Raw genomic sequence first — 21,908 nt, forward strand, 5'->3', positions numbered from 1 at the left:
ATTTCCTATGCAGATCGGCATCATCGGCCTCGGCCGGATGGGCGGCGGCATCGCCAAGCGGCTGATGAAGCACGGCCACACCACGGTCGTCTATGATCAGGCCGAGAAGGCCGTGTCCGACCTGGCGAGCGCGGGTGCCACCGGCGCCGGCTCGCTGGCGGACCTGGTCGCCAAGCTCGACAAGCCGCGCGCGGTGTGGGTGATGCTGCCGGCCGGCAAGATCACCGAGGAGACGATCGAGACGCTCTCCGGCCTGCTCGAAGCCGACGACATCATCATCGATGGCGGCAACACCTTCTACAAGGACGACATCCGCCGCGCCAAGGCGCTCAAGGACAAGAGCATCCACTATGTCGACGTCGGCACGTCCGGCGGTGTCTGGGGGCTCGATCGCGGCTTCTGCATGATGATCGGCGGCGACAAGGAGACGGTCGATCACATCGATCCGATCCTCGAGGCGCTGGCGCCGGGCCTCGGCAAGATCGAGCGCACGCTCGGCCGCGAGGGCGATCCGATCCGCCCCGAAAAGGGCTACATCCACGCCGGCCCTCCGGGCGCGGGCCACTTCGTCAAGATGGTCCACAACGGCATCGAATATGGCATCATGGCCGCCTATGCCGAGGGCTTCGACGTGCTGAAGAGCAAGAATTCGGAGCGTCTGCCGGAAGACGAGCGGTTCGAGCTCAACCTGCCCGACATCGCGGAGGTCTGGCGCCGCGGCAGCGTGATCTCGTCCTGGCTGCTCGACCTCTCGGCCGACGCGCTCTACGAAAATCACGACCTCACCCAATATAGCGGGCAGGTCGCGGACTCGGGCGAAGGCCAGTGGACGATCGACGCGGCGATGGAGGAGGCGGTGCCCGCCTATGTCCTCTCCGCCGCGCTGTTCGCGCGCTACCGTTCGCGCAGCGACAACACGTTCGGCGACAAATTGCTCTCGGCGATGCGCCACGGCTTCGGCGGCCACGTCGAAATGCCGCAATAATGGCGAAGCAGCCCAAGATCACCCCGGGTGATCCCGCGCCGGCTGCGACATTGGTGATCTTCGGCGGCGCGGGGGATCTCTCGCGCCGCCTGCTCACCCCGGCCCTCGTCAACCTCACCCGCGAGGGTCTGATCGGCGAGGCCCTCGACCTCCTCGTCGTCAGCCGCGGGCCGGACGAGGGCATCCAGCAGCAGCTTTCCGAACATCTCGATCTCGCCGACAAGGCGACCAAGGCGGCCTGGGCCAAGCGCTGCAAGAAACTCTCCTATTTCCAGGGCGAGTTCGACGATCCCGCCAACTTCGAAGGCCTCGCCCAGCAGCTGAGCGGCAACATCGCCTTCTACTTCGCCACCGCTGCCAGCTTCTTCGGCCCGATCGCGCAGAATCTTGCGAAGGTCGGCCTGCTCACCGAGACGGACGGCTTCCGCCGTGTCGTGGTCGAAAAGCCATTCGGCCACGATCTCCCCACCGCCCGCGCGCTCAACAAGACGTTGCTCGGCGTGATGGAAGAAAGCCAGATCTTCCGCATCGATCATTTCCTCGGCAAGGAAACGGTGCAGAACATCATGATCGCGCGCTTCGGCAACGCCTTCTTCGAGGCGATGTGGAATTCGCGCTATATCGATCATATCCAGATCACCGCCGCCGAGACGGTCGATGTCGGCACCCGCGGGGCCTTCTACGACGCCACCGGCGCGCTGCGCGACATGCTGCCGAACCACCTGTTCCAGCTGCTCGCGATGGTCGGCATGGAACCGCCGAACAGCTTCGATGCCGAACGTGTCCGCGACGAGAAGGTCAAGCTGCTCCAGGCCGTCCGCATCCCCACCGCCGACGAGGCGAAGACCGATGCGGTGCGCGGCCGCTACACCGGCGGCACCGCGGGCGGCAAGAAGATCGGCGCCTATCTGAAGGCGGCGGACGTCGCCAAGGGCAGCAAGACCGAGACCTATGCGGCGATCAGGCTGATGGTCGACAGCTGGCGCTGGGCCGGCGTGCCCTTCTATCTGCGCACCGGCAAGGCGATGGCGGCCCGCGACACCGAGATCGTCATCCAGTTCAAGCCGATCGCCCTGGCGCTGTTCCGCAACACCGACATCTCGAAGATTCCGGCCAACAAGCTGGTCATCCAGATCCAGCCCAATGAGGGACTGGACCTGCACTTCGTCGCCAAGACGCCGGGGCCGGTGATCGACACCGCGCCGGTCGAAATGAAGTTCCGCTATGCCGACAGCTTCGATCTCGGCCACCGCACCGGCTACGAGACCCTGCTCTACGACGTGCTGATCGGCGACCAGTCGCTGTTCCAGCGGGCCGATCAGGTCGAGCGCGGGTGGGAGATCGTGCAGCCGATCCTGCGCCAATGGGCCAAGAGCGGTTCACCCGAAGACTATAAGGCCGGCTCGCAGGGGCCTGCCGGCGCCGACGAGCTGATCGAGCGCGACGGCCGCCGCTGGCATCCAGTAGATTGAGATGAACATGGACAAACCCATTCGCCTTTTCGTTTCCGATGTCGACGGCACCCTGGTCCGCAATGACAAGACGCTGGCCAATGCCACGATCGAGGCCGCCCGCCGGCTGGAACATGCCAGCGTCCACATGACGCTGATCAGCGCGCGGCCGCCCTCGGGCATCCTGCCAATGGCCCGCGCGCTGGGGCTGACCGCGCCGTTCGGTGCGTTCAACGGCGGCACGCTGGTGATGCCGTCCGGCGATATCCTGACCGCCCGCCATCTTTCGGCCGAAGCCAGCCGCACCGCGATCGATATCGTCACGGCAAGCGGCGCCGCGATCTGGGTGTTCGCCGACGGCAAATGGTTCGCCTCCGACGACACCAACCCGCACGTGCCCAACGAGAAGCGCGCGGCGATGGTCGATCCGGTGGTCGGCACCGATTTCGAGGCGCTGCACGGGCGCATCGACAAGATCGTCGGCGTCAGCGACGATACCGCGCTGATCGCCAAGCTGGAGGCGGACGAGAAGGCCGCGCTCGGCGAGACGGCCGAGGTCAGCTGCTCGCAGACCTATTATTGCGACATCACCCACCCGCTCGCCAACAAGGGCGACGGCATCATCGCATTGTGCGCCGCGATCGGCGTGCCGCTCGAAGAGACGGCGGCGATCGGCGACATGCCGAACGACATCCCGATGCTCAAGCGCGCCGCCGTGGCGATCGCGATGGGCCAGGCGCCGGCCGAGGTGAAGGCGGCAGCCGGCTGGGTCAGCGCCAGCAACAACGACGATGGCGTCGCCAAGGCGATCGAACGCATCCTGCTGCCCGAAGTGGCGCGGCATCGGCTGTGAGGCCAAGCGGCCGGCCATGAGGCAAGGCCCCCCTTTCCCGCCTTTGCGGGAGAGGGTTGGGCGAGGATCTTCCGCTTCGACGCATCTTCTGCTTCGACGCATCTTCTGCTTCGACACATCTTCTGCTTCGACACAGGCGCCGCAAGGCGAACAGGTACATATACGCCGCCCCATCCGTTCTCCTGCGAAAGCAGGAGCCCAGGGTTACAGGTGGCGCCGCTCTTCACCTGGGCTCCTGCCTACGCAGGAGCACGGCGGATCAGGCTTACTCCGCCGTCACTCCGCCAGCGGCAGGCTGAGCCGCACCAGCAGGCCGCCGAGATCCTCGCTCTCCTCCAGCGCGACCTTGCCGCCATAGATCTCGGCGACGTCGCGCACGATGGCGAGGCCGAGGCCGGTGCCGGGCTTGCCGGTATCGAGCCGGGCGCCGCGCTCGAAGATCTTCTCGCGCTCGGCCTCGGGAATGCCCCGGCCGTCATCCTCGGTGATGATCTCCGCCATCTCGCCGACCTTCTCGACCGTCACGAACACGCGGCCGCCGCCATATTTGGCGGCATTCTCCATCAGGTTGCCGAGCAGTTCGTCGAGATCCTGCCGCTCGACGCGGACGGCGAGGCCACGCGTGCCGTCGAGATCGATCACCGTATCGGGGAACAGGCGATCGACGGCCCGCTCCACCGCCTCCAGCGACGCCCAGACGTCCGCCCGGCTCTGCGCCGATCCGCGCCGCCCGACGGCGCGCGCGCGCGCCAAATGATGGTCGACCTGTCGCCGCATCGTCCGCGCCTCGCGCATCACCGTCTGCGGCAGCTCCGGCGATTGCGCCGTCACCTCGTTCATGATCACGGTCAGCGGCGTCTTGAGCGCATGGGCGAGGTTGCCGGCATGGGTGCGCGCCTCCTCCGCCTGCTTCTCGTTATGGGCGAGAAGGTCGTTCAGTTCCTCCACCATCGGGCGAATCTCGATCGGCAGCTTGACGTCGACGCGGGAGGAACGCCCCGATCGCACCCCGGCGATGGCCAGCCTCACCCGCCGCAGCGGCCATAGCCCATAGACGGTCTGCACCGCCGACATCAGGATCAGGCCGAGGCCGAGGATCGCGAAGCTGCGCAGCATCGTCTTGCGCAGCACCCCGATCTGGTCGTCGAGATCGTCGCGGCTGGCGGCGACCTGGAAACGCCACACGGTGCTCGATCCGGGAATCTTCACGTCGCGCTCGACCACCCGCAGCGGCTCGTCCTTGAACTGCTTGCTGTCGTAATAATGCTCCTGCGACGTGGGCTGGTTGAGGTTCACCGCCAGCGTCTGATCCCAGAGCGAGCGCGACGGAAAAGCATCATGCCCCTTGCCGGAGACCTGCCAGTAGAGGCCCGAATAGGGCTCCAGAAAGCGTTGGTCGGCGAGCGGGCGCAGGAAACGGACTTCGCCATCCGATCCGATGTCGGCCTGCACGATCATCGCGTTCAGCACATAATCGAGATTGCCGTCAAAATTGTTGGTGATCGCGCCGACCAGCACCCGATCGAGCAGGTAGCCGCCGGCCGACAGCAGCAGCAGGATCCACAGCGCCGCGATCCCGATCATGCGCCGGGTCAGCGATCCGGTGGTGCGCGATCCCGGCCCCCACTCCCAGCCCTTGGGCCGCAGGAAGGCAAGGATGCGCAGCGTGTTGAGCAGCGGCCGCCACCAGCGATCGCGCCGACTGGCGGCGGGCGCGGTGGCGGACGGCTCAGGCGGTGGCGGCGTCGGGCTCTTCAAGGCTGTAGCCCAACCCCCGGATCGTGGTGATGATATCCTGGCCGAGCTTCTTGCGGATGCGCGTGACGAACACCTCGATCGTGTTCGAGTCGCGATCGAAATCCTGGTCGTAGATATGCTCGATCAGCTCGGTGCGGCTCACCACCTTGCCCTTGTGGTGCATCAGGTAGCTGAGCAGCTTATATTCCTGCGCGGTAAGCTTCACCGGCTCGCCGGCGCGGGTCACCTTGCCGGAGCGGATATCGAGGCGCACGTCGCCCGCGATCAGCTCGGACGAGGCGTTGCCCGAGGCGCGGCGGATCAGCGCGCGCAGGCGGGCGATCAGCTCCTCGGTCTGGAACGGCTTGGCGAGATAGTCATCGGCGCCGGCATCGAGCCCCGCCACCTTGTCGGACCAGCTGTCGCGCGCGGTCAGCACGAGGACGGGCATGTCCTTGCCTTCCTTGCGCCAGCGATCGAGCACGGTCAGCCCGTCGACCTCGGGCAGGCCGAGATCGAGGATGATCGCATCGTAATTCTCGGTCGATCCGAGATAATGGCCGTCCTCGCCATCGGTGGCGAGATCGACGGCATAGCCCGCGCCTTCCAGCGTGGCACGCAGCTGGCGTCCCAGCGTGGGTTCGTCCTCTACGACGAGAATGCGCATGGCGTGTGGGCCCTTTCCTTGATCGGTCGTCCCATTGTGGCGGGACGAAGCTGAACGGGCAAGCAACGGAACGGTTGCGATATCGTCGGACGGCCGGATTCGGCCGACTTATTGCGGCGAGCGGCCGACCTCGCGGCCGGTGCGGCCATCGACATCCACCCAGGATACCGAGCCGTCGCGCATATATTTGAGGCGATAGCTGCCCTGCCCCGGATCATAATCCGATCCGAGATAATCATAGCCCGGCATCCGGCTATGCCATTGGCGCTGGATATCGCGGAGCGGTGGACCGCCTTCCCGGCGCATTTCGCGGGCGCGGGACTGGTCCGGCGCGCGGCGCTGACCAGCATTCACGGCCGTGGGCACGACCGCGAGCAGGGACAGACACAGGAGGACGCGCTTCATGACCATCGGAGGCTGACATAGCCGATCGGCGTTGAACAACCCGTGAATGTAGGAGCGCTACCGCTTTGCCCCGCCATGTGGCAGCGCTGCATCGGTCGGCGCGTCGCCCGGGGTTACATTTCGGGCCGGCATCTTCTAGCTGCACGATCATGGCTGCACCTGTCCTTTCCTACGAAAATCTCGGCGTCATCCAGGGCTCGGGCTGGCTGTTCCGCCATCTCGACATCCATGTCGGCGCGCGCGACCGGCTGGCGCTGATCGGCCGCAACGGCGCCGGCAAAACGACCCTGCTCAAGCTGATCGCCGGCACGATCGATTCGGACGAGGGCCGCCGCACCATCCAGCCCGGCACCCGCGTCATCGTTCTGGAGCAGGAGCCGGCGATGGCGGGCTTCGCGACGCTGCGCGACTATGCCCTGTCCGCCCCCGACGCGCCCGCCCCGCACGAGGTCGAGGCGATCGCCGACCAGCTCGGCATCGATCTCGATCGCCCAGCCGACACCGCGAGCGGAGGCGAGCGCCGCCGCGCCGCGATCTGCCGCGCGCTGGCGCAGGATCCCGACGTGCTGCTGCTCGACGAGCCGACCAACCATCTCGATCTCGGCGCGATCGAATGGCTGGAGGACTGGCTGTCGCGCTTCACCGGCGCCTTCGTGGTGATCAGCCATGATCGCGCCTTCCTCACCCGCCTCACCAAGCAGACATTGTGGCTCGATCGCGGCGGCATCAAGCGCGCCGAGATCGGCTATGGCGGCTTCGATGCCTGGACCGAGCAGGTCTATGCCGAGGAGGAGCGCAACGCCCAGAAGCTCGACGCCAAGCTGCGTCTGGAGGAGCATTGGCTGCTGCGCGGCGTCACCGCGCGGCGCAAGCGCAACCAGGGCCGCCTCTCCAAGCTGATCGAGATGCGTGCCGAGCGCAAGGCGATGGTCGGGCCGCAAGGCACCGCCGCGCTCAGCACCGGCACCGACGATGCCCGCTCCAAGACGGTGATCGACGCCAAGCATGTCACCAAGCGCTTCGGGGCCGGAGAATCGTGCCGCACGATCATCAACGACCTCACCTTGCGGGTGCAGCGCAAGGACCGGATCGGCATCGTCGGCAGCAACGGCGCGGGCAAGTCGACTTTGCTCAAGCTGCTCACCGGCGAGATCGCGCCCGACGAGGGCAGCGTGACGCTTGCCAAGACGCTCAACGCGGTGATCATCGACCAGCAGCGCAAATTGATGGCGCCCGAAAAGCGCGTCCGCGACGTGCTCGCCGACGGCGGCGACTGGATCGACGTGCTCGGCGTCAAGAAGCACGTCCAGGGCTATCTCAAGGAGTTCCTGTTCGATCCCTCGATCGCCGAGGCGCGGATCGGCACGCTGTCCGGCGGCGAGCGATCGCGGCTGCTGCTGGCGCGCGAGTTCGCAAGGCCGTCCAACCTGCTGGTGCTCGACGAGCCGACCAACGATCTCGACATGGAGACGCTCGACCTGCTGGAGGAGGTGATCTCCGACTATGACGGCACCGTGCTGCTGGTCAGCCATGATCGCGACTTTCTCGATCGCACCGTGACGATCACGCTCGGCCTCGACGGCTCGGGCAAGGTCGATGTCGTCGCCGGCGGCTATGAGGACTGGGTCCGCCAGCGCGCGCCCAAGGCGGCGCCGAAGAAGGCCACCAAGGCCGAGACCGCCATCGCCGCGCCACCGCCGCCCAAAAAGGCCAAGCTCAGCTACAAGGACCAGCGCGACCTCGATCTGCTGCCCAAGGAGATCGAGACGCTGGAAGCGGCGATTGCACGCGACGAGGCGGCGCTGGCCGATCCCGAGCTGTTCGTGAAGAACCCCGCCCGCTTCGATCAGTTGATGAAGGCGATCGAGGCCGCACGCGACCGGAAGGACGCCGCCGAGATGCGCTGGCTCGAACTCGCCGAACTGGCCGACGGACTGAGCTAACGCCTTATACCAACGGCGAAAGGTCGTCAGACCTTGGTGGAAGCACCTCGTCTCGAACCGCCGCCGTTAAGATTCTGGCAACTCTGATTAACGATGCCGGTGAGGCCCGGGGGGGCCGGGAGCCGGTCATGCTACAATCGTTCGACGACTATCGCGATAAAATGCTGTCGATCATGGCGAATGCGGAGGCGCGGTTGGGCCATCATGTCCCGGCCGATACCGCCGCCCTCGATCTCGGCCGTGCCCGCATGTCGCGCATCCTCACCGCCTATCACATGTTCGCCGATCGCGAGCTGTTCGGCCCCTGTATCGGGCGCGACGCCGCACAAGGCCTGCGGATCAAGGCGGTGGCGGCGGAATGTGCGACGCTCACCAGCGATTTCCGGGCGTTCACGCGGGATTGCGCGGCGCGGCCGGTGATCGCCCGCTGGGCGACCTATCGACTCGATTCGCTGGCGATGATCGGCCGTGTCCGCCAGCATCTCGTCAATGCCGAGGCCGAGGCGCGGGTCTGCGAAGTCCAGTCGACCGCCACCCGGCTCGGCTATCGCAGCGCCGCCTGAGGCCGGTATCGCATCGCCACGTCGCAGCGCGCATAACGGCTGCCATGATCCCGCATGATCCCGGCATCATGCACGAAGCCCAGTTTCTCATAGAGATGGATCGCCGAAGCGCATTTGACGCTGGTCAGCAGATAGAGGGTTTCGGCGGCCATCGCCCCGGCGCGCTCCAGCATCGCCGCCAGCAGATACTCGCCGGCCTTGCGGCCCCGCGCGCTTTCCAGGACGCCCATCTTGGTCAGCTCGAACACGCCGTCGGCGATACGGATCAGCGCGCAGGTGCCGACGATGCCGAGCCCTTCGGCCTCGACGAACAGGATCAGGCCGCCACGATCGACGATGAGTTCGCGCGGACGGGTCAGGATCTGGACGTCGTTATCCTCCAGCGCGAACATCGATGAGATCCATTCGGCGTTGATCCGATGGAAATCCTCGGCGAGGCTGTCGTCATATTCCCGGATCGCCAGGCCGGGCATCCTCGCCTCCGGCAAGCCGGAGCCTGATCCCGGTGTCCAGCGCCGCGCCCGCGCCTCCAGCGGCATCGCATCCAGCCCCGCCTCGATCTGTGCGATCTGCGCGAGGAAACTGCCCGAGACCGGCCCGCACAGCTCGCGCACCGCGCCATCCAGTTGCGGCCACATCGCGGTCTTGGCGCGCTGCATCGCGGCCGTACCCGCGGCTGTCAGGACCAGCCTCTTCTGGCGCAGATCGCTGCCCGATCGCTCGGCCGCGAGCAGGCCGATCTCGATCAGCCCCGTCGCCGTGCGCGTGACCGCCGGCTGGCTGATCCCCAGCGCCTCCACCGCGTCGCCCACCGTCAGCGGTCCATAGCGATCGATCGCGGCGAGCAGGGGAAATTGCGCCGGCTGGATATCGATCCCCGCCGCTTGCGCCACCCGCGCCGCATCCCCCTGCAGCCGCTCTGCCAGCCGCTTGAGCCTGCTGCCCAGGAACAATTCGCCAAGATCGGCCAGGATGTCATGCGCCACAGGAAAATCCATACCCTGTTATATTACAGGCTATATATCTCCGAGCGACGCGGAAGGAAAGCCGTGAAACGCTACAGCGTCTTGCCCTCGCGCCCGGCCAGTTCGATCACATAATGCCAGGCCACCCGGCCGGATCGGCCGCCGCGCCCGGTCGCCCAGGCGATCGCGTCGGCGCCGTCGAAGGGCAGTCCAAGCTTGATCGCATAGGCTTCGACCATCGCCAGATAGGTCGGCTGGTCGACATTATGAAAGCCCACCGACAGCCCGAAGCGATCGGCGAGCGCGAGGCGATCGTCCATCACGTCGCGGGCGTTGATCGCGCGCTCCTCCTCGCCATGCTCGCGCGCGACGATGTGGCGGCGGTTGGCGGTGACGTGGAGCCGGGCATTGTCGGGCCGCGCCTCCGCCCCGCCCTCCAGCAGCGAGCGCAGGGTGCGCGGGCCGGCGGTGCCCTCCTCGAAGCCGAGATCGTCCACGAACAGCGCGAAGGCCCGGTCCAGCGGCGCGATCAGATCGAACAGATGCGGCAGGCTGTCGAGCGAATCCGGTGCGACCTCGATCAGCGCGATATCCTTGCCGCCGGCCTGCAAGGCCCCGACGACGGATTTCACCAGCGAGGACTTGCCGGTGCCGCGCGCGCCCCACAGCAACACGTCATGCGCGGGCAGGCGATCGGCGAGGCGATGCGCGTTCCGCAGGATCGCCGCCTTCTGCGCCTCCACCCCGGTCAGCAGATCGAGCGCCAGCGGGCGGAAGGCGCGCGTCGCGACCAGCCCCCCCTCGCGCCATACATAAGCGGGGTGGGTGAGCGGGTCGGCGGCGGGCGGCGGCGGCGGTGCCATCCGCTCCAGCGCGGCGGCGATACGGGCGAGATCGGAAACGTCGGTCATGCCGCGGCCATAGCGGCGCGCGCGCGACACGTCATCCGGGGCTGGCGGGGAGCGGCGCCGTCGGGAGACCGGCGCGCCTTCGCTCGCCACGCAACCGCCCGGCGAGCAGCAGCAGGTCGCGGCCGCAACCGACCGCCAGAAAAACCTGCAATCCGAATATGATGTAGCTGTAGCGCGGCACCGGCTGGACGACCGCATAGACCAGGCCCGCGGCGACATAGTAGATCGCGATCCAGCCATAGCCCCTTCGCCGACGCAGCAGCGACCAGATCAGGCCGATCGCACCCAATATCGCCACGATCTGCGCTTCATAGGCCGGCCCGGCTTCGGGGCTGGTCCACGTCATCGCGCCGAACTCCCACAGATCGGGGAAATAGAATTGGCGGTAATGGCGCAGGCATAGCCGCGCGAAATCGAACGGGTGCCGGCGTATCCAGCTGCGGGTTTCGTCCAACAGGCCGGCCGAATAAGCATATTCGCCGCCGGCCGCGCGCAGCGCGACCAAGCCCGGGCCGCGCAACGTGGGATGCAAGGCCGACAGACGCTTCTCGAATGTCTCGAACGGCGCCGCGCCCGAAACCGCGCCGTCATGATTGGCGAGCGCGATCTCCAGGCCGAAATCGTCCCGCAGCAGGATCCTGTGGCCGAGCTGGCGGTCGTTGCGGATCGCCCAAGGGGTGATCAGAAGCGCCAGCGCCGCTACACAGAGCATGGCGAAGCCGGCCGCCCGGCGCAGCGGCAGCCGCCGCAACGCGCATAGCGCCCAGCACAGATCCACGGCGAGGCCGGCGGACGGGCTGACGAAGAAGGTCGCCGCCGACAGGAGGGCGATGCTGCCCAGCGCCGCCCAACTCCATGCGGGCTTCCGCTCCATGCGCAGCAGGCACAGCAGATTGGCACTGGCGAGGGTCGCCGCCAGTCCGCCCTCCCAATAGCGGAAATCGCCGACTTCCTGCGGCACGAACACCGGCAATATCGCGAGTGCCAGCAGGCCGGCGTTCAGCACCCGCAGATCCTGCCGCAACTCCGTGAAAATGGCCCGCAGCAGGGTGTAGCCGACGATCGTCACGGCCAGCGCCCAGCCGACCAGCGCGAGGTTGGCCAGCGCGCTGCCGATCCCGAACAGCCGCTGGATCGAGCCGGCGATGATGATCGGCACGGGCAGCAGATGGGCGGTCGGCCCCTGCCCGGGAAACAGCGCGTCGGCGATCGTGCCGGTGCGGGCGTAGGCGATGGCGGCGTTCGACGCCTCCTGGAAACCATAAGGCTGCCACAACGCGCCGACCCGCCATAGCCACCACAGGCGAAACACCACCGCCACGACCAGCAGGACCGCCACCGTCCGTCGTGCGGACGACGGGTTTCCGTCATGGCGCCGCCCCGGCAGACCCGACCCGACCATGTTCATCCCGGCGTCGCTCCCCGCTGATCGCAGCGCCAGATTATGGCGGATGCTTAAATATTCGGTGACCACGTCAGGTGTTTTCGCGGCGATGCCCGGCGGAACGGATCGGGGCTGCCCGGCATTGGAGGATCGACCATCTGGAGATATCCCATGAACATCGCCATCCCGCTCGCCTTGCTCGCCGCCACGTCCGGAGCGGGCATGGCCGCTGCCGCCGTGACCGCGACGCCCGCCGATCGCGCCTTCGTCGCCAAGGTCTCGCAGGGCGGCATGTTTGAGGTCGCCGCCGGCAAGCTCGCCGAAACCAGGGGCTCGACCCAGGATATCCGCGATTTCGCCGCTGCCGAAGTCCATGACCACAATCTCGTCGGCGATAAGCTCAAGGCGATCTCGTCGCGCGAGGGCGTGACCTTCCCGGCCCGGCCCAATGCCGAGTTCGCCGCCAAGTTCAGCCACCTCTCCGGGCTTTCCGGCCCCGCCTTCGATGCCGCCTATCTAAGCGAGATGGCCGCGCTCCACGATGCCGACGGCGCCGCCTTCCTGAAGGAATCGCAGGATGGCGGCAGCGCCGCCTATCGTGCATTCGGCACCGAGACCCACCGCATCGTGCAGCGGCACATCGGCGCGATCCACGGGGCGCCGCTTCCGCGCTGACCCCAGCGCCGTCAGCCGGCCGCGGTCAGCCCATAGGCCTTGAGCAGGTCGTAGAGCGTCGGCCGGCTGATGCCGAGCAGGCGTGCGGTCGCCGAGATATTGCCGTCGGCCCGGGCCAGCGCCTCGCCGATCGCCCGCCGGTCGGCGGCCTCGCGCACGGCGCGCAGATTGAGCGCCTCCGGCGCGGCACTGCCGCCGAGATCGAGATCGGCGGCGGTCACCGCCTTGCCTTCCGCCATGATGATCGCGCGCTTCACCCGGTTTTCGAGTTCGCGGACATTGCCCGGCCAGCCCCAGCCGGCGATCGCGTCGGCGGCATCGGGGGCGAGCCCCTTGACCTGCGGGTTGATCGCGGGCGCGTGGCGGCGCAGGAAATGGCGCGCGAGCAGCACCGCATCGCCGGGCCGCTCGGCCAGCGTCGGCAGCGTCACCACCATCTCGGCGAGCCGATACCAGAGATCCTCGCGGAAGCCGCCGTCGGCGACCATGTTGGGCAGGTCGCGGTGCGTCGCGCAGACGATGCGGACGTCGACCGGGATCGCCTTGCGCCCCCCGATCCGCTCGATCACGCGCTCCTGCAGGAAGCGCAGCAGCTTGACCTGGAGCGGCAGCGGCACGTCGCCGATCTCGTCGAGGAACAAGGTGCCGCCCTGCGCCTGCTCGATCTTGCCCTCGACGGTGCGCACCGCGCCGGTGAACGCGCCCTTCTCGTGCCCGAACAGCTCGGATTCGAGCAATGTCTCGGGGATCGCCGCGCAGTTGATCGCGACGAACGGGCCGCGCGATCGCCGGCTGGCAACGTGCAGCCCCCGCGCGACGAGCTCCTTGCCGGTGCCGCTGGCGCCGAGCACGAGCAGCGACACGTCGGTCTGCGCGACGCGCTCGACGGTGCGCGCGACCTTGAGCATGTCGGGCGCGCCGGTGACGATGCTGCCGAGCACGGTGTCGCCGCCCGCCAGCGCCGCGAGCCGCGCATTCTCGGCCTCGAGCGCATGGACGTGGAAGGCGCGCGCGACGATCAGCCCGAGCGTGTCGATGTCGACGGGCTTGGCGTAGAAATCCCAGGCGCCGCGCGCGATCGCCTCGCGCGCACTCTCGCGCGCCTCGTGCCCGGATGCGACGATGATCTTGGTGTCGGGCTTGAGCGCCAGCATCTCGGCCAGCGTGGCGAATCCCTCGGTAGTGCCGTCCGGATCGGGGGGCAGGCCGAGATCGAGCGTCACCACCGCGGGCTCGTGCGTCCGCAGCGCCTCGATCGCGGCCGCGCGGTCGCCCGCGACGATCACCTCATAGGCTTCGTAGGCCCAGCGCAGCTGGCGCGCGAGGCCGGCATCGTCCTCCACCACCAGCAGCCTGGGCTTGGCATCCTCGCTCATGCCGACAGCCTGTCCGCCGACGCATCGGCGATCGGCATGATGATCGCGAAGCGCGTCCCCTCGCCTTCCCGGCTTTCCACCTCCAGCCGCCCGCCCATGCCGGCGATCAGCGCGCGCGCCTCGAAGGCGCCGATGCCGAAGCCGCCGGGCTTGGTCGATTCGAACGGCACGAACAGGCCGTGGCGGACGAAATCGGCCGCCATACCGCGCCCCCGATCGAGCACCGCGACCTCGACGTCCAATCCGCGCCGCTCCACCGACAGCCACACCGGCTCGTCCGGCCCGCTTGCCTCGATCGCATTCTGGACGAGGTGGCCGAGTGCCATCTCCAACCGTGCCGGATCGAACAGCGCATGGACGTCCGCGCGCCCGGCGACCCGGATCGGATGCTGGGCGCGGCGGCGCTCCGCGATCGACTCGAGTACCGCCATCGGTGCGGCCGGATGCGGGGCATCGGCGCGCACCGCCTGCGGCGACAGGCGCTGGAGCAACCCGTCGAGCCGCGCCACCGAATCCTTGAGGGTCGCGACCATGTCGGCGCGGAAATCGGGGTTGTCGGCATGACGCTCCGCATTGCGCGCGACGAGGCCGAGCTGGCTGGCGAGATTCTTCACGTCATGGACGATGAAGGCGAAGCGGCGGTTGAATTCGTGGAAGCGGCGCGCCTCGCTCAGCGCATCCTGGCCCTGCGCCTCGGCCAGATGGCTCGCCGCCTGTCGGCCGGCGACCGCGAGCACATCATAATCCTCCCAGTCCAGCCGCCGATCGGCCGGCGGACAGCCCAGCAGCACCAGCCCCACCAGCCTTTCGCCATGGACCAGCGGGATGCCGGCCCAGATCGTGGCGTCCGCGATCAGCCACGCCGGCGACAATGCGCGTTCCTCCGCGGTGGCGGCGGCACTGGCCGCCGGCGCGCGCAGCGCCGCGCCATCGAGGATACGCGGGGCGCGGCCGATCATCCGGGCGAAATCGCTGGAGGCACCGCCGGACGCGCCATCGGGCCACTCCCCCGCCCCCGCCGGCTCCAGCCGCCCCGAGGCTCCCGGCACCAGCAGCCGCGCCGCCGGCGACGCGGTGATGCCGGCCACCGCCTGCTCGATACGGACGGCCAATTCCTCGCCGGGGCGCACATCGCCCAGCCGATGCGTGAAGCGCAGCCATTCCCCCCGATAATCATAGCGATGCCGGAACAGATGCTTGGCCAGCTGAAGCTTGAGCCAACTGCGCGCACGCCCATGCGGCATCAGCGTCATCGCCGCGAAGGTGGCGCCGAATACCGCGAGCAGGCGCGCCGCCCAGACATAGGCGAGCCCGAGCGGCTCGACCGCCATCATCAGCATCGCGGTCGCCGCGAGATAGAGAAACGCCGCCACGATCGCGAGCGAACGCACCACCACCGCGCGCGACGGGCTCACCACGCCGGAGGCCATAGGCCCGGACGCCATCGAGCCATGCCCCAGGAGGGATGGCGGGCGCGAGATCATCGCGCGCCCGATGGCCAGAGCAGCACGCGCACCGTCTGCAACAGGATCAGCAGATCGAGGAAGGGCGTGTAGTTCTTGGCATAATAGAGGTCATATTCGAGCTTGTTGCGCGCATCCTCCAGGCTCGCGCCATAGGGATAGTTGATCTGCGCCCAGCCGGTGATGCCGGGCTTCACCATATGGCGTTCGGCATAGAAGGGCAGCTGCTGGGTGAGATCGGTGACGAACTGCATCCGTTCCGGCCGTGGGCCGACGAAACTCATCTTGCCGAGCAGCACCACCCACACCTGCGGCAACTCGTCGATGCGGACCATGCGGATGAAGCGGCCGATCCGGGTGACGCGCGGATCATTCTCCTGCGCCCACACCGCCACACCGGCGACCTCGGCATCCTGCCGCATCGAGCGCAGCTTGATGACGTCGAACTCCTCACCGAACAGGCCGACGCGCTTCTGCCGGTAGAAAGCCGGCCCCCGGCTCTCGAGCTTGATCGCGATCGCGGTCAGCACGATCACCGGCAAGGCGAGGATCAGCAGCAACAGGCTCGCCAGGATATCGAACAGTCGCTTGGCGATGGTCGACAGGAAATGGCCGGACGAGAAACCGTCCGAAAAGATCAGCCAGCTGTGGCTGGCGGTGGCGAGATCGACCCGCCCGGTCTCGCGTTCCAGGAAGCTGGACAGTTCGTTGACGTGGACGCCGGTGGTCTTGATGCGCAGCAGATCCTGCAAGGGCAGCGCGTTGCGCCGTTCCTCCAGCGCCAGCACCACTTCGGACGCCTTGAGGTTGACGACATGGTCGGACAGGCTGTCGATCGCGTCGCGATGGATCGCACCCCGCACGACGGCCTCGGCATTGTTCATGCCGACGAAGCCGCACACCACGAAACCGGCGCCGGGCTTGTCGGCGAGCGCCTTGATTCGCGCCGCCCGCGCGCCGGCGCCCAAGACCAGCACCCGGCGCTTGAACGCCTCCGATCCCAGCGCCGAGCCGAGCAGCAGCCGTGCCAGCGTCAGCATCGTCGGCGCGAGCAGCGCGGCATAGAGGGCGTTGGACCGCCACAGCGTCAGCCCCGGCGCGACGAACGCGGCGACCGACATGAAAATCAGCCCGAGCGCGGTCGCCACCATGATCCGGACGCTGGCGAAACGCACCGATTGCAGTGCATCGAGACCATAGACCCCGACCGCGATCATCGCGATCTCGACCGAACAGGCAAAAGTGATGATCGGCCCGATGCGGGTGGTGATCGAGGTGATCGCCATGCCGATCTGCCAGGCGCGCAGCACCCAGCTGGCCTCCGCCGCGCACAGCAGCAGCACGACGTCCACGAAGCCGAGCAGCAGCACGGCGTGGGGTACATAATGCTTGAACAGCCTGATCACGCCGGCGCCAATCCCTCTCGACCGGGCAAACCTAGCCCGCGCGAGAGGGGGTGTCGCCGAAATTGACAAATATTTCCTGAAACCGTTGCGCAACGGTGCGGGATTAAGCGAATACGGCTTATCGCCGCTCGGCGGAAAAACAGCCAGGAAACGCGCAATCATGTCGGAACGCAAACGGATCACGCCTGTCATTTTGTCGGGCGGTTCAGGCACTCGTCTGTGGCCATTGTCCCGCAGCGGGCGACCCAAGCAATTGCTGGCGCTGACCCATGACGACACGATGCTCCAGTTGACCGCGCGACGCGCCTCCGGTGATCGCTTCACGGCGCCGATGGTGGTGGCGAACGCCGCCCATGCCGCGGAGATCGAAACCCAGATGGCCGGCGCCGGTGTCGCAGATTCGACGCTGATCCTCGAGCCTGCCGCCCGCAACACCGCGCCGGCGATCGCGCTCGCCGCCGTGCTGGCCGCGCCGGACGACATCCTGCTGGTGATGCCGTCCGATCATGTCATCACCGATGTCGAAGCCTTCCACGGCGCGATCGAGCGCGCCGTGCCGCTGGTCGAAGATGGCTGGCTCGTCACCTTCGGCATCCAGCCGACCGCGCCCGAAGTCGGCTATGGCTATATCTGCCGGGGCAAGGAGATCGCCATCGGCGTGCAGCGCGTCGAACGCTTCGTCGAAAAGCCGGATCGCGCGACCGCCGAAGCCTATGTGGCCGAAGGGCGCTATAGCTGGAACGGCGGCATCTTCCTGTTCACCGCCGGCGCCTATCTGGCGGCGCTCGACGCCTCCGCGCCCGGCATGGCCGCCGCCGCCCGCGATGCGATCGCGGACAGCCGCCGCGACGGGTTGCGGGTCCACCCCGATGGCATCGCCTTCGGCCGATCGCCGTCCGATTCGATCGACTATGCGGTGATGGAGAAGGCCGAGCGGGTCGCGGTCGTGCCGGTCGACATGGGCTGGTCCGATGTCGGCAGCTGGGATGCCCTGCACGATCTGGCGCTGAAGGACGAGACCGGCAACGCCCACCATGGCGAGGTGATCGCGATCGACACCGAGAATTGCCTGATCCGCAGCGAAGGCCCGCTGGTCGCCGCCGTCGGCGTGAAGGACGTGATCGTGATCGCCACCCATGATGCGGTGCTGGTGGTGCCGCGCGGCGACAGCCAGCAGGTGAAGCGTGCCATCGACGCGCTGAAAAAGGCCAATCACATCACGCTCGACAGACCTTTCTGATCGCCCGTCCGTTGGGACCGGCAACATCAAGGAGACAGTCCATGAAGGAAGTGCGCACGATCGGTCGTTCGGATCTCGAAACCCCACCGCTGATCCTCGGCGGCAACGTCTTCGGCTGGACGATCGATCGCGAGACGAGCTTCGCCGTGCTCGACGCCTTCGTGGCCGGCGGCGGCACGATGATCGACACCGCCGATGTCTATTCGGCCTGGGCGGATGGGCATCAGGGCGGCGAATCGGAGACGCTGATCGGCGAATGGCTCCAGCGCCCCGGCCGGCGCGACGACGTGATGATCACCACCAAGGTCGGCATGCTGCCGATCGACGGGGTAAAGGGCCTGTCGCCCGATCATATCGCGCGCGCGCTCGATGCCTCGCTGAAGCGGCTCGGCACCGATCATGTCGATCTCTACCTCGCCCATCAGGATGATCCCGATACCGATCAGGCGGCCGTGGCGGAGGCGTTCGACGCGGCGGTGAAGGCCGGCAAGGTCCGCTTCGTCGGCGCCTCCAACTTCGATGCCGGCCGGCTCGCCTCGGCGGTCGGCGCGCAGGAAAATGCCGGCACCGCGCGCTACCAGGCCCTGCAGAACCAGTATAACCTACTCGAACGGGCCGATTATGAGGGCGCCGTGCAGGATTTCTGCGTGGCGCACGGCATCGGTATGACGCCCTATTACGGCCTCGCCTCCGGCTATCTGACCGGCAAATATCGCACGCCGGCAGACCTCAAGGGCACGCGCAGCGGCGCCGCGAAGAAATATATGGAGGGCAACGGCCCACGGGTGCTGGCCGCGCTGGACGAGGTGGCGGAGGCGACCGGCGCATCGCACGCGCAAATCGCGCTGGCGTGGATCGCCGCCCAGCCCGGTATCGCTGCCCCGATCGCCAGCGCGACGAGCGTGAAGCAGGTCGAGGAATTGCTCGGTGCGACGACGCTGACGCTTGCCGACGATCAGCTGGCGACGCTGGATGCCGCCAGCCGCGAAACCGAAGCGGCCTGATCGGATTGGTCTGATCGGATCGGTCTGATCGGATCGGCATGGCCCCCGGAAAGCGTGCGAAACGCGTTCCGGGGCGCCGATTCAGTCGGCCAGCGTCAGATCCAGAACGTCCATGTTCGATTCCCATGCGGGATTGGGCAGCAGCATCCGCCAATGCTTGTCGCCGACGCGCTGAACGATGCCGACCATGTCGCGATCGGCATCCCGCCCATAGGCGATCGGCTTCTGCTCATCGCCGAGGATCATCGTCCCCAGGAACACCATCCGCGACGCGCCATCCTGATAGAGCCGGCCCGACGGCTTTTGCAGCCCGTCCAGTTGCACCAGGCGGGTGATGTCGTCGGACGGGCGGACCTGGCAGCGATGCGCGGGATAGGCGATGTAATCGGCGTGGCCCGCCTCCTTCGCGCCGAGCTTGATCACGCGACAGCTATAGAATCCCACGGGCAGCGCCGGATGGTCGAGCGCGGTATCGGGATCGAGCAGCTTGCCCTGCGCGTCGATCTCGGCGCCATGGCCGCTCCCTCGCGCCTTGGTCAGCGCATCGACAAACGCCTTGCGCCATGCCCGCAGCCGCAGATGATCGGGATCGGTGATGACGTCGTGCCAGTCCGGCTGCAGCACCGCGCTGCCGGGCGCGGCCGGCGGGCAGGCCTTGTTATGCGCGCAGCCGGCCAGCCCGGCGATCAGCGGCCCGGAGATCAGCGTCAGGGCGAGCAGGCGGGCGGACATGGTGCGCATGACCGTCCTTTAGCCAGCGATCGCCCGCCCGCGCCAGCGCTTTCGGACAAGGCCGGCCGGGATCGGGATCACTCCGCCGTCCAGCCGCCGTCGATCGAGTAGTTGGAGCCGGTGATCTGCGCCGCCTCGTCCCGGCACAGGAACAGCGCCAGCGCGGCGACCTGCTCGGGCGTGACGAACTGCTTGGTCGGCTGGGTATCGAGCAGCACTTCGTTGATCACCTGCTCGCGGGTCAGGCCGCGCGCCTTCATGGTATCGGGGATCTGGTTCTCGACCAGCGGCGTCCAGACATAGCCGGGCGAAATGCAGTTCACCGTCACGCCGAAGGTGGCGAGTTCCAGCGCCGCCGTCTTGGTCAGGCCGGCGATGCCGTGCTTGGCGGTGACATAGGCCGACTTGAACGGCGAGGCGACGAGCGAATGGGCGGACGCGGTCGAGATGATCCGCCCCCATTTCCGCTCCTTCATGAACGGGATCGCGGCGCGCATCAGCAGGAAGGCCGAGGTGAGGTTGATCGCGATGATCTGGTCCCATTTCTCGATCGGGAAGCTCTCGATCGGCTCGACATGCTGGATGCCGGCATTGGCGATCACGATGTCCGGCCCGCCCAGCTCGTCGTGGCAGCGCTGCACCATCGCGGCGACGGCATCGGGCTTGGTCATGTCGGCATCGCTGTAGAGCGCCTTGCCGCTGGTCGCCTCGAGCGCGGCGCGCTCGGTCTCGATCGCATCGGCATTGCCGAAGCCGTTGATCATCACCTGCGCGCCTTCGGCCGCCAGCGCCTTGGCGTAAGCGAGGCCGATGCCCGAGGTGGAGCCGGTGACGATCGCGGTCTTGCCCTTGAGGAACATGCGAATTCTCCTTTCAGGAAATGCAGGCCAGGAACGGGTTCAGCTGTCGGCGCGGTTGGTGTCGAAGACGACGGTATGGCGGCCGACGATGTCGTGCGCGATCACGCCCGCCTTGCCGATCGTGCGCAGGATCGCCTCGCGCCCCGCGTCCCAATGCTCGATCCGGGTGCGTTCGGAAAATTCATAGTCGCGCGATCCGCCTTCCCAGTCGGTCGCGCGGTAGATCAGCTGGACCAGCGCCACCGCATTCTCATGCGCGATCGCGGTCAGTTCCTTCACGTCGGGATCGTCATGCCATTCGGGGGGCAGCTTGGCGAGCACGCGGGCGGCGACCTCGCGCCGCTTGCGGGTCCGCATCGCCTGATCCGAGATCGCCCGCGTGCGGCTGCTATACTGGATTTCCTTGGCCCGGGCCGCGACATCCATGATCGTGCGCGGCATGACCCCCTTCGACGAAAACAGATCGACCTGGAAGATCAGCATGTCCTCGGTCTGGTTGTCGAGCACATGGCTGAGCGGCGTGTTGGAGACGACGCCGCCGTCCCACCACCATTTGCCGTCGATCTCGACCGGCGGCAGCCCCGGCGGCAGCGCACCGGACGCCATGATGTGGCGATGGTCGATCCGCTCCTTGGTGGTGTCGAAGAAATAGAAATTGCCGCTCTCGATCTCGACCGCGCCGACCGACAGGCGGATCGGCCCGTCATTGAGCAGATCCCAGTCGACCAGCGCGTTCAGCGTCTCGACCAGCGGCGTCGTGTCGTAGAAGCTCAGCGCCTCGATCGTGCCCGGCACCGCCATCATCGGCGGCCAGGCGCGGGGCGAGAAGAACCCCGGAACGCCGGCGGTCGCCACCGCCGTCGCCGACCATTCGTTGAGCAGCTCGCGCATCTGGTCGGTCGCGAAGGGGAAGGGAAAGCTCGGCAGCGCGGAGGTCACCGTCGCCCAGAACGCCTTGAGCCGCTCGACCCGCCGCTCGGGCGGGTTGCCGGCGATCAGCGCCGCGTTGACCGCGCCGATCGAGATCCCGGCCACCCAGTCGATCGGGATGCTCGCATCATGCAACGCCTCGGCGATGCCGCCCTGGAACGAACCCAGCGCGCCGCCGCCCTGGAGCACCAGCGCGACATGCGCGGGCAACGGGAGTGGCGCATTCCTGTCGCGGAGATCGGCGTCCGACATGGCGGCAATCTGTCCCTTCTGCTGCGATGCATCAAGCACAGGTTCATGACCATTTTGCAACGAAGCCTGCGTCGGCGCATTGTCGCTGCGGGCCATCTTGGCGGGG

Annotated in this window: 20 protein-coding genes; 8 read left to right on the top strand and 12 right to left on the bottom strand. The window is 67.5% G+C overall.

Features of this window, described 5'->3' with window-relative positions; all coding sequences use genetic code 11:
• Window positions 1–7: 7 nt before the first annotated feature.
• Genes gnd through PBT88_RS17290 form a run of 3 tightly spaced genes read left to right on the top strand, consistent with a single transcriptional unit; the run spans window position 8 to window position 3,289 of the window.
• Window positions 8–985: a phosphogluconate dehydrogenase (NAD(+)-dependent, decarboxylating) gene (gnd, locus tag PBT88_RS17280; RefSeq protein WP_270076545.1), complete on the top strand. Its 978-nt coding sequence runs from the start codon at window positions 8–10 to the stop codon at window positions 983–985.
• Complete coding sequence (gene zwf, locus PBT88_RS17285) at window positions 985–2,457, top strand: glucose-6-phosphate dehydrogenase (protein ID WP_270076546.1); 1,473 nt, start codon at window positions 985–987, stop codon at window positions 2,455–2,457. Before gnd ends, zwf begins: the two co-directional genes overlap by 1 nt.
• 7 nt (window positions 2,458–2,464) lie before the next feature.
• Window positions 2,465–3,289: an HAD family hydrolase gene (locus PBT88_RS17290; protein ID WP_270076547.1), complete on the top strand. Its 825-nt coding sequence runs from the start codon at window positions 2,465–2,467 to the stop codon at window positions 3,287–3,289.
• Window positions 3,290–3,565: 276 nt separating this feature from the next.
• On the opposite strand, the gene PBT88_RS17295 is transcribed toward PBT88_RS17290, so the two are convergent.
• From PBT88_RS17295 to PBT88_RS17305, 3 genes are all read right to left on the bottom strand, one after another.
• Window positions 3,566–4,873, bottom strand: coding sequence for a sensor histidine kinase (locus PBT88_RS17295; protein WP_270079302.1), 1,308 nt, complete (start codon window positions 4,871–4,873; stop codon window positions 3,566–3,568).
• Window positions 4,874–5,018: 145 nt separating this feature from the next.
• A complete protein-coding gene (locus tag PBT88_RS17300) occupies window positions 5,019–5,693 on the bottom strand; it encodes a response regulator transcription factor (RefSeq protein WP_270076548.1) in 675 nt (224 codons plus the stop codon).
• Between the two features lie 108 nt (window positions 5,694–5,801).
• Window positions 5,802–6,098 carry a hypothetical protein gene (locus tag PBT88_RS17305; RefSeq protein ID WP_270076549.1) on the bottom strand — a complete coding sequence of 99 codons (297 nt, stop codon included), beginning with the start codon at window positions 6,096–6,098 and terminating at the stop codon, window positions 5,802–5,804.
• Window positions 6,099–6,247: 149 nt separating this feature from the next.
• Here PBT88_RS17305 and PBT88_RS17310 point away from each other — a divergent pair, with 149 nt between their 5' ends.
• Together PBT88_RS17310 and PBT88_RS17315 are read left to right on the top strand one after the other, a co-directional pair.
• Window positions 6,248–8,041 (top strand): ABC-F family ATP-binding cassette domain-containing protein, encoded by a 1,794-nt coding sequence (locus tag PBT88_RS17310; RefSeq protein WP_270076550.1) that lies wholly within the window; start codon window positions 6,248–6,250, stop codon window positions 8,039–8,041.
• Between the two features lie 128 nt (window positions 8,042–8,169).
• The gene (locus tag PBT88_RS17315) at window positions 8,170–8,604 is read left to right on the top strand and encodes a hypothetical protein (protein WP_270076551.1); all 435 of its coding nucleotides are present in this window, start codon (window positions 8,170–8,172) and stop codon (window positions 8,602–8,604) included.
• On the opposite strand, the gene PBT88_RS17320 is transcribed toward PBT88_RS17315, so the two are convergent.
• The 3 genes from PBT88_RS17320 to PBT88_RS17330 form a co-directional block, all read right to left on the bottom strand.
• Window positions 8,586–9,590 carry a bifunctional helix-turn-helix transcriptional regulator/GNAT family N-acetyltransferase gene (locus PBT88_RS17320; protein WP_270076552.1) on the bottom strand — a complete coding sequence of 335 codons (1,005 nt, stop codon included), beginning with the start codon at window positions 9,588–9,590 and terminating at the stop codon, window positions 8,586–8,588. The two genes, PBT88_RS17315 and PBT88_RS17320, sit on opposite strands and share 19 nt — an antisense overlap.
• Before the next feature lie 71 nt (window positions 9,591–9,661).
• Window positions 9,662–10,480, bottom strand: coding sequence for an ATP-binding protein (locus PBT88_RS17325; protein WP_270076553.1), 819 nt, complete (start codon window positions 10,478–10,480; stop codon window positions 9,662–9,664).
• 31 nt (window positions 10,481–10,511) lie between these two features.
• Window positions 10,512–11,888 (bottom strand): hypothetical protein, encoded by a 1,377-nt coding sequence (locus tag PBT88_RS17330; RefSeq protein ID WP_270076554.1) that lies wholly within the window; start codon window positions 11,886–11,888, stop codon window positions 10,512–10,514.
• A 147-nt stretch (window positions 11,889–12,035) separates the two neighbouring features.
• Here PBT88_RS17330 and PBT88_RS17335 point away from each other — a divergent pair, with 147 nt between their 5' ends.
• Window positions 12,036–12,539, top strand: a complete 504-nt coding sequence (locus PBT88_RS17335; protein WP_270076555.1) for a DUF4142 domain-containing protein — start codon at window positions 12,036–12,038, stop codon at window positions 12,537–12,539.
• An 11-nt stretch (window positions 12,540–12,550) separates the two neighbouring features.
• On the opposite strand, the gene prsR is transcribed toward PBT88_RS17335, so the two are convergent.
• The 3 genes from prsR to PBT88_RS17350 all read right to left on the bottom strand — a co-directional run bounded on the left by prsR (window position 12,551) and on the right by PBT88_RS17350 (window position 16,784).
• Window positions 12,551–13,915 carry a PEP-CTERM-box response regulator transcription factor gene (gene prsR, locus PBT88_RS17340; RefSeq protein ID WP_270076556.1) on the bottom strand — a complete coding sequence of 455 codons (1,365 nt, stop codon included), beginning with the start codon at window positions 13,913–13,915 and terminating at the stop codon, window positions 12,551–12,553.
• Window positions 13,912–15,330, bottom strand: a complete 1,419-nt coding sequence (gene prsK, locus PBT88_RS17345) for an XrtA/PEP-CTERM system histidine kinase PrsK (protein ID WP_270076557.1) — start codon at window positions 15,328–15,330, stop codon at window positions 13,912–13,914. Before prsK ends, prsR begins: the two co-directional genes overlap by 4 nt.
• Window positions 15,331–15,395: 65 nt before the next feature.
• A complete protein-coding gene (locus PBT88_RS17350) occupies window positions 15,396–16,784 on the bottom strand; it encodes a TIGR03013 family XrtA/PEP-CTERM system glycosyltransferase (RefSeq protein ID WP_270076558.1) in 1,389 nt (462 codons plus the stop codon).
• 160 nt (window positions 16,785–16,944) lie between these two features.
• Between PBT88_RS17350 and PBT88_RS17355 the strand changes: the two genes are divergently transcribed.
• Both PBT88_RS17355 and PBT88_RS17360 read left to right on the top strand, forming a co-directional pair.
• Window positions 16,945–18,024 carry a mannose-1-phosphate guanylyltransferase/mannose-6-phosphate isomerase gene (locus tag PBT88_RS17355; RefSeq protein WP_270076559.1) on the top strand — a complete coding sequence of 360 codons (1,080 nt, stop codon included), beginning with the start codon at window positions 16,945–16,947 and terminating at the stop codon, window positions 18,022–18,024.
• 41 nt (window positions 18,025–18,065) lie between these two features.
• Window positions 18,066–19,028 (top strand): aldo/keto reductase, encoded by a 963-nt coding sequence (locus tag PBT88_RS17360; protein ID WP_270076560.1) that lies wholly within the window; start codon window positions 18,066–18,068, stop codon window positions 19,026–19,028.
• Window positions 19,029–19,109: 81 nt separating this feature from the next.
• Here the strand turns inward: PBT88_RS17360 and PBT88_RS17365 are convergent, their stop codons facing one another.
• The 3 genes from PBT88_RS17365 to PBT88_RS17375 form a co-directional block, all read right to left on the bottom strand.
• The gene (locus tag PBT88_RS17365) at window positions 19,110–19,769 is read right to left on the bottom strand and encodes a DUF4893 domain-containing protein (RefSeq protein WP_270076561.1); all 660 of its coding nucleotides are present in this window, start codon (window positions 19,767–19,769) and stop codon (window positions 19,110–19,112) included.
• A 68-nt stretch (window positions 19,770–19,837) separates the two neighbouring features.
• On the bottom strand, window positions 19,838–20,620 hold the full coding sequence (locus PBT88_RS17370) for a 3-hydroxybutyrate dehydrogenase (protein ID WP_270076562.1): 783 nt from the start codon (window positions 20,618–20,620) through the stop codon (window positions 19,838–19,840).
• A gap of 39 nt (window positions 20,621–20,659) precedes the next feature.
• Entirely contained in the window at window positions 20,660–21,802 is a 1,143-nt protein-coding gene (locus PBT88_RS17375) for a patatin-like phospholipase family protein (RefSeq protein ID WP_270076563.1), read from the bottom strand.
• Window positions 21,803–21,908 lie beyond the last annotated feature (106 nt).

Origin of the sequence: Sphingomonas abietis, from assembly GCF_027625475.1 — a bacterium.
Classification (GTDB): domain Bacteria; phylum Pseudomonadota; class Alphaproteobacteria; order Sphingomonadales; family Sphingomonadaceae; genus Solisphingomonas; species Solisphingomonas abietis.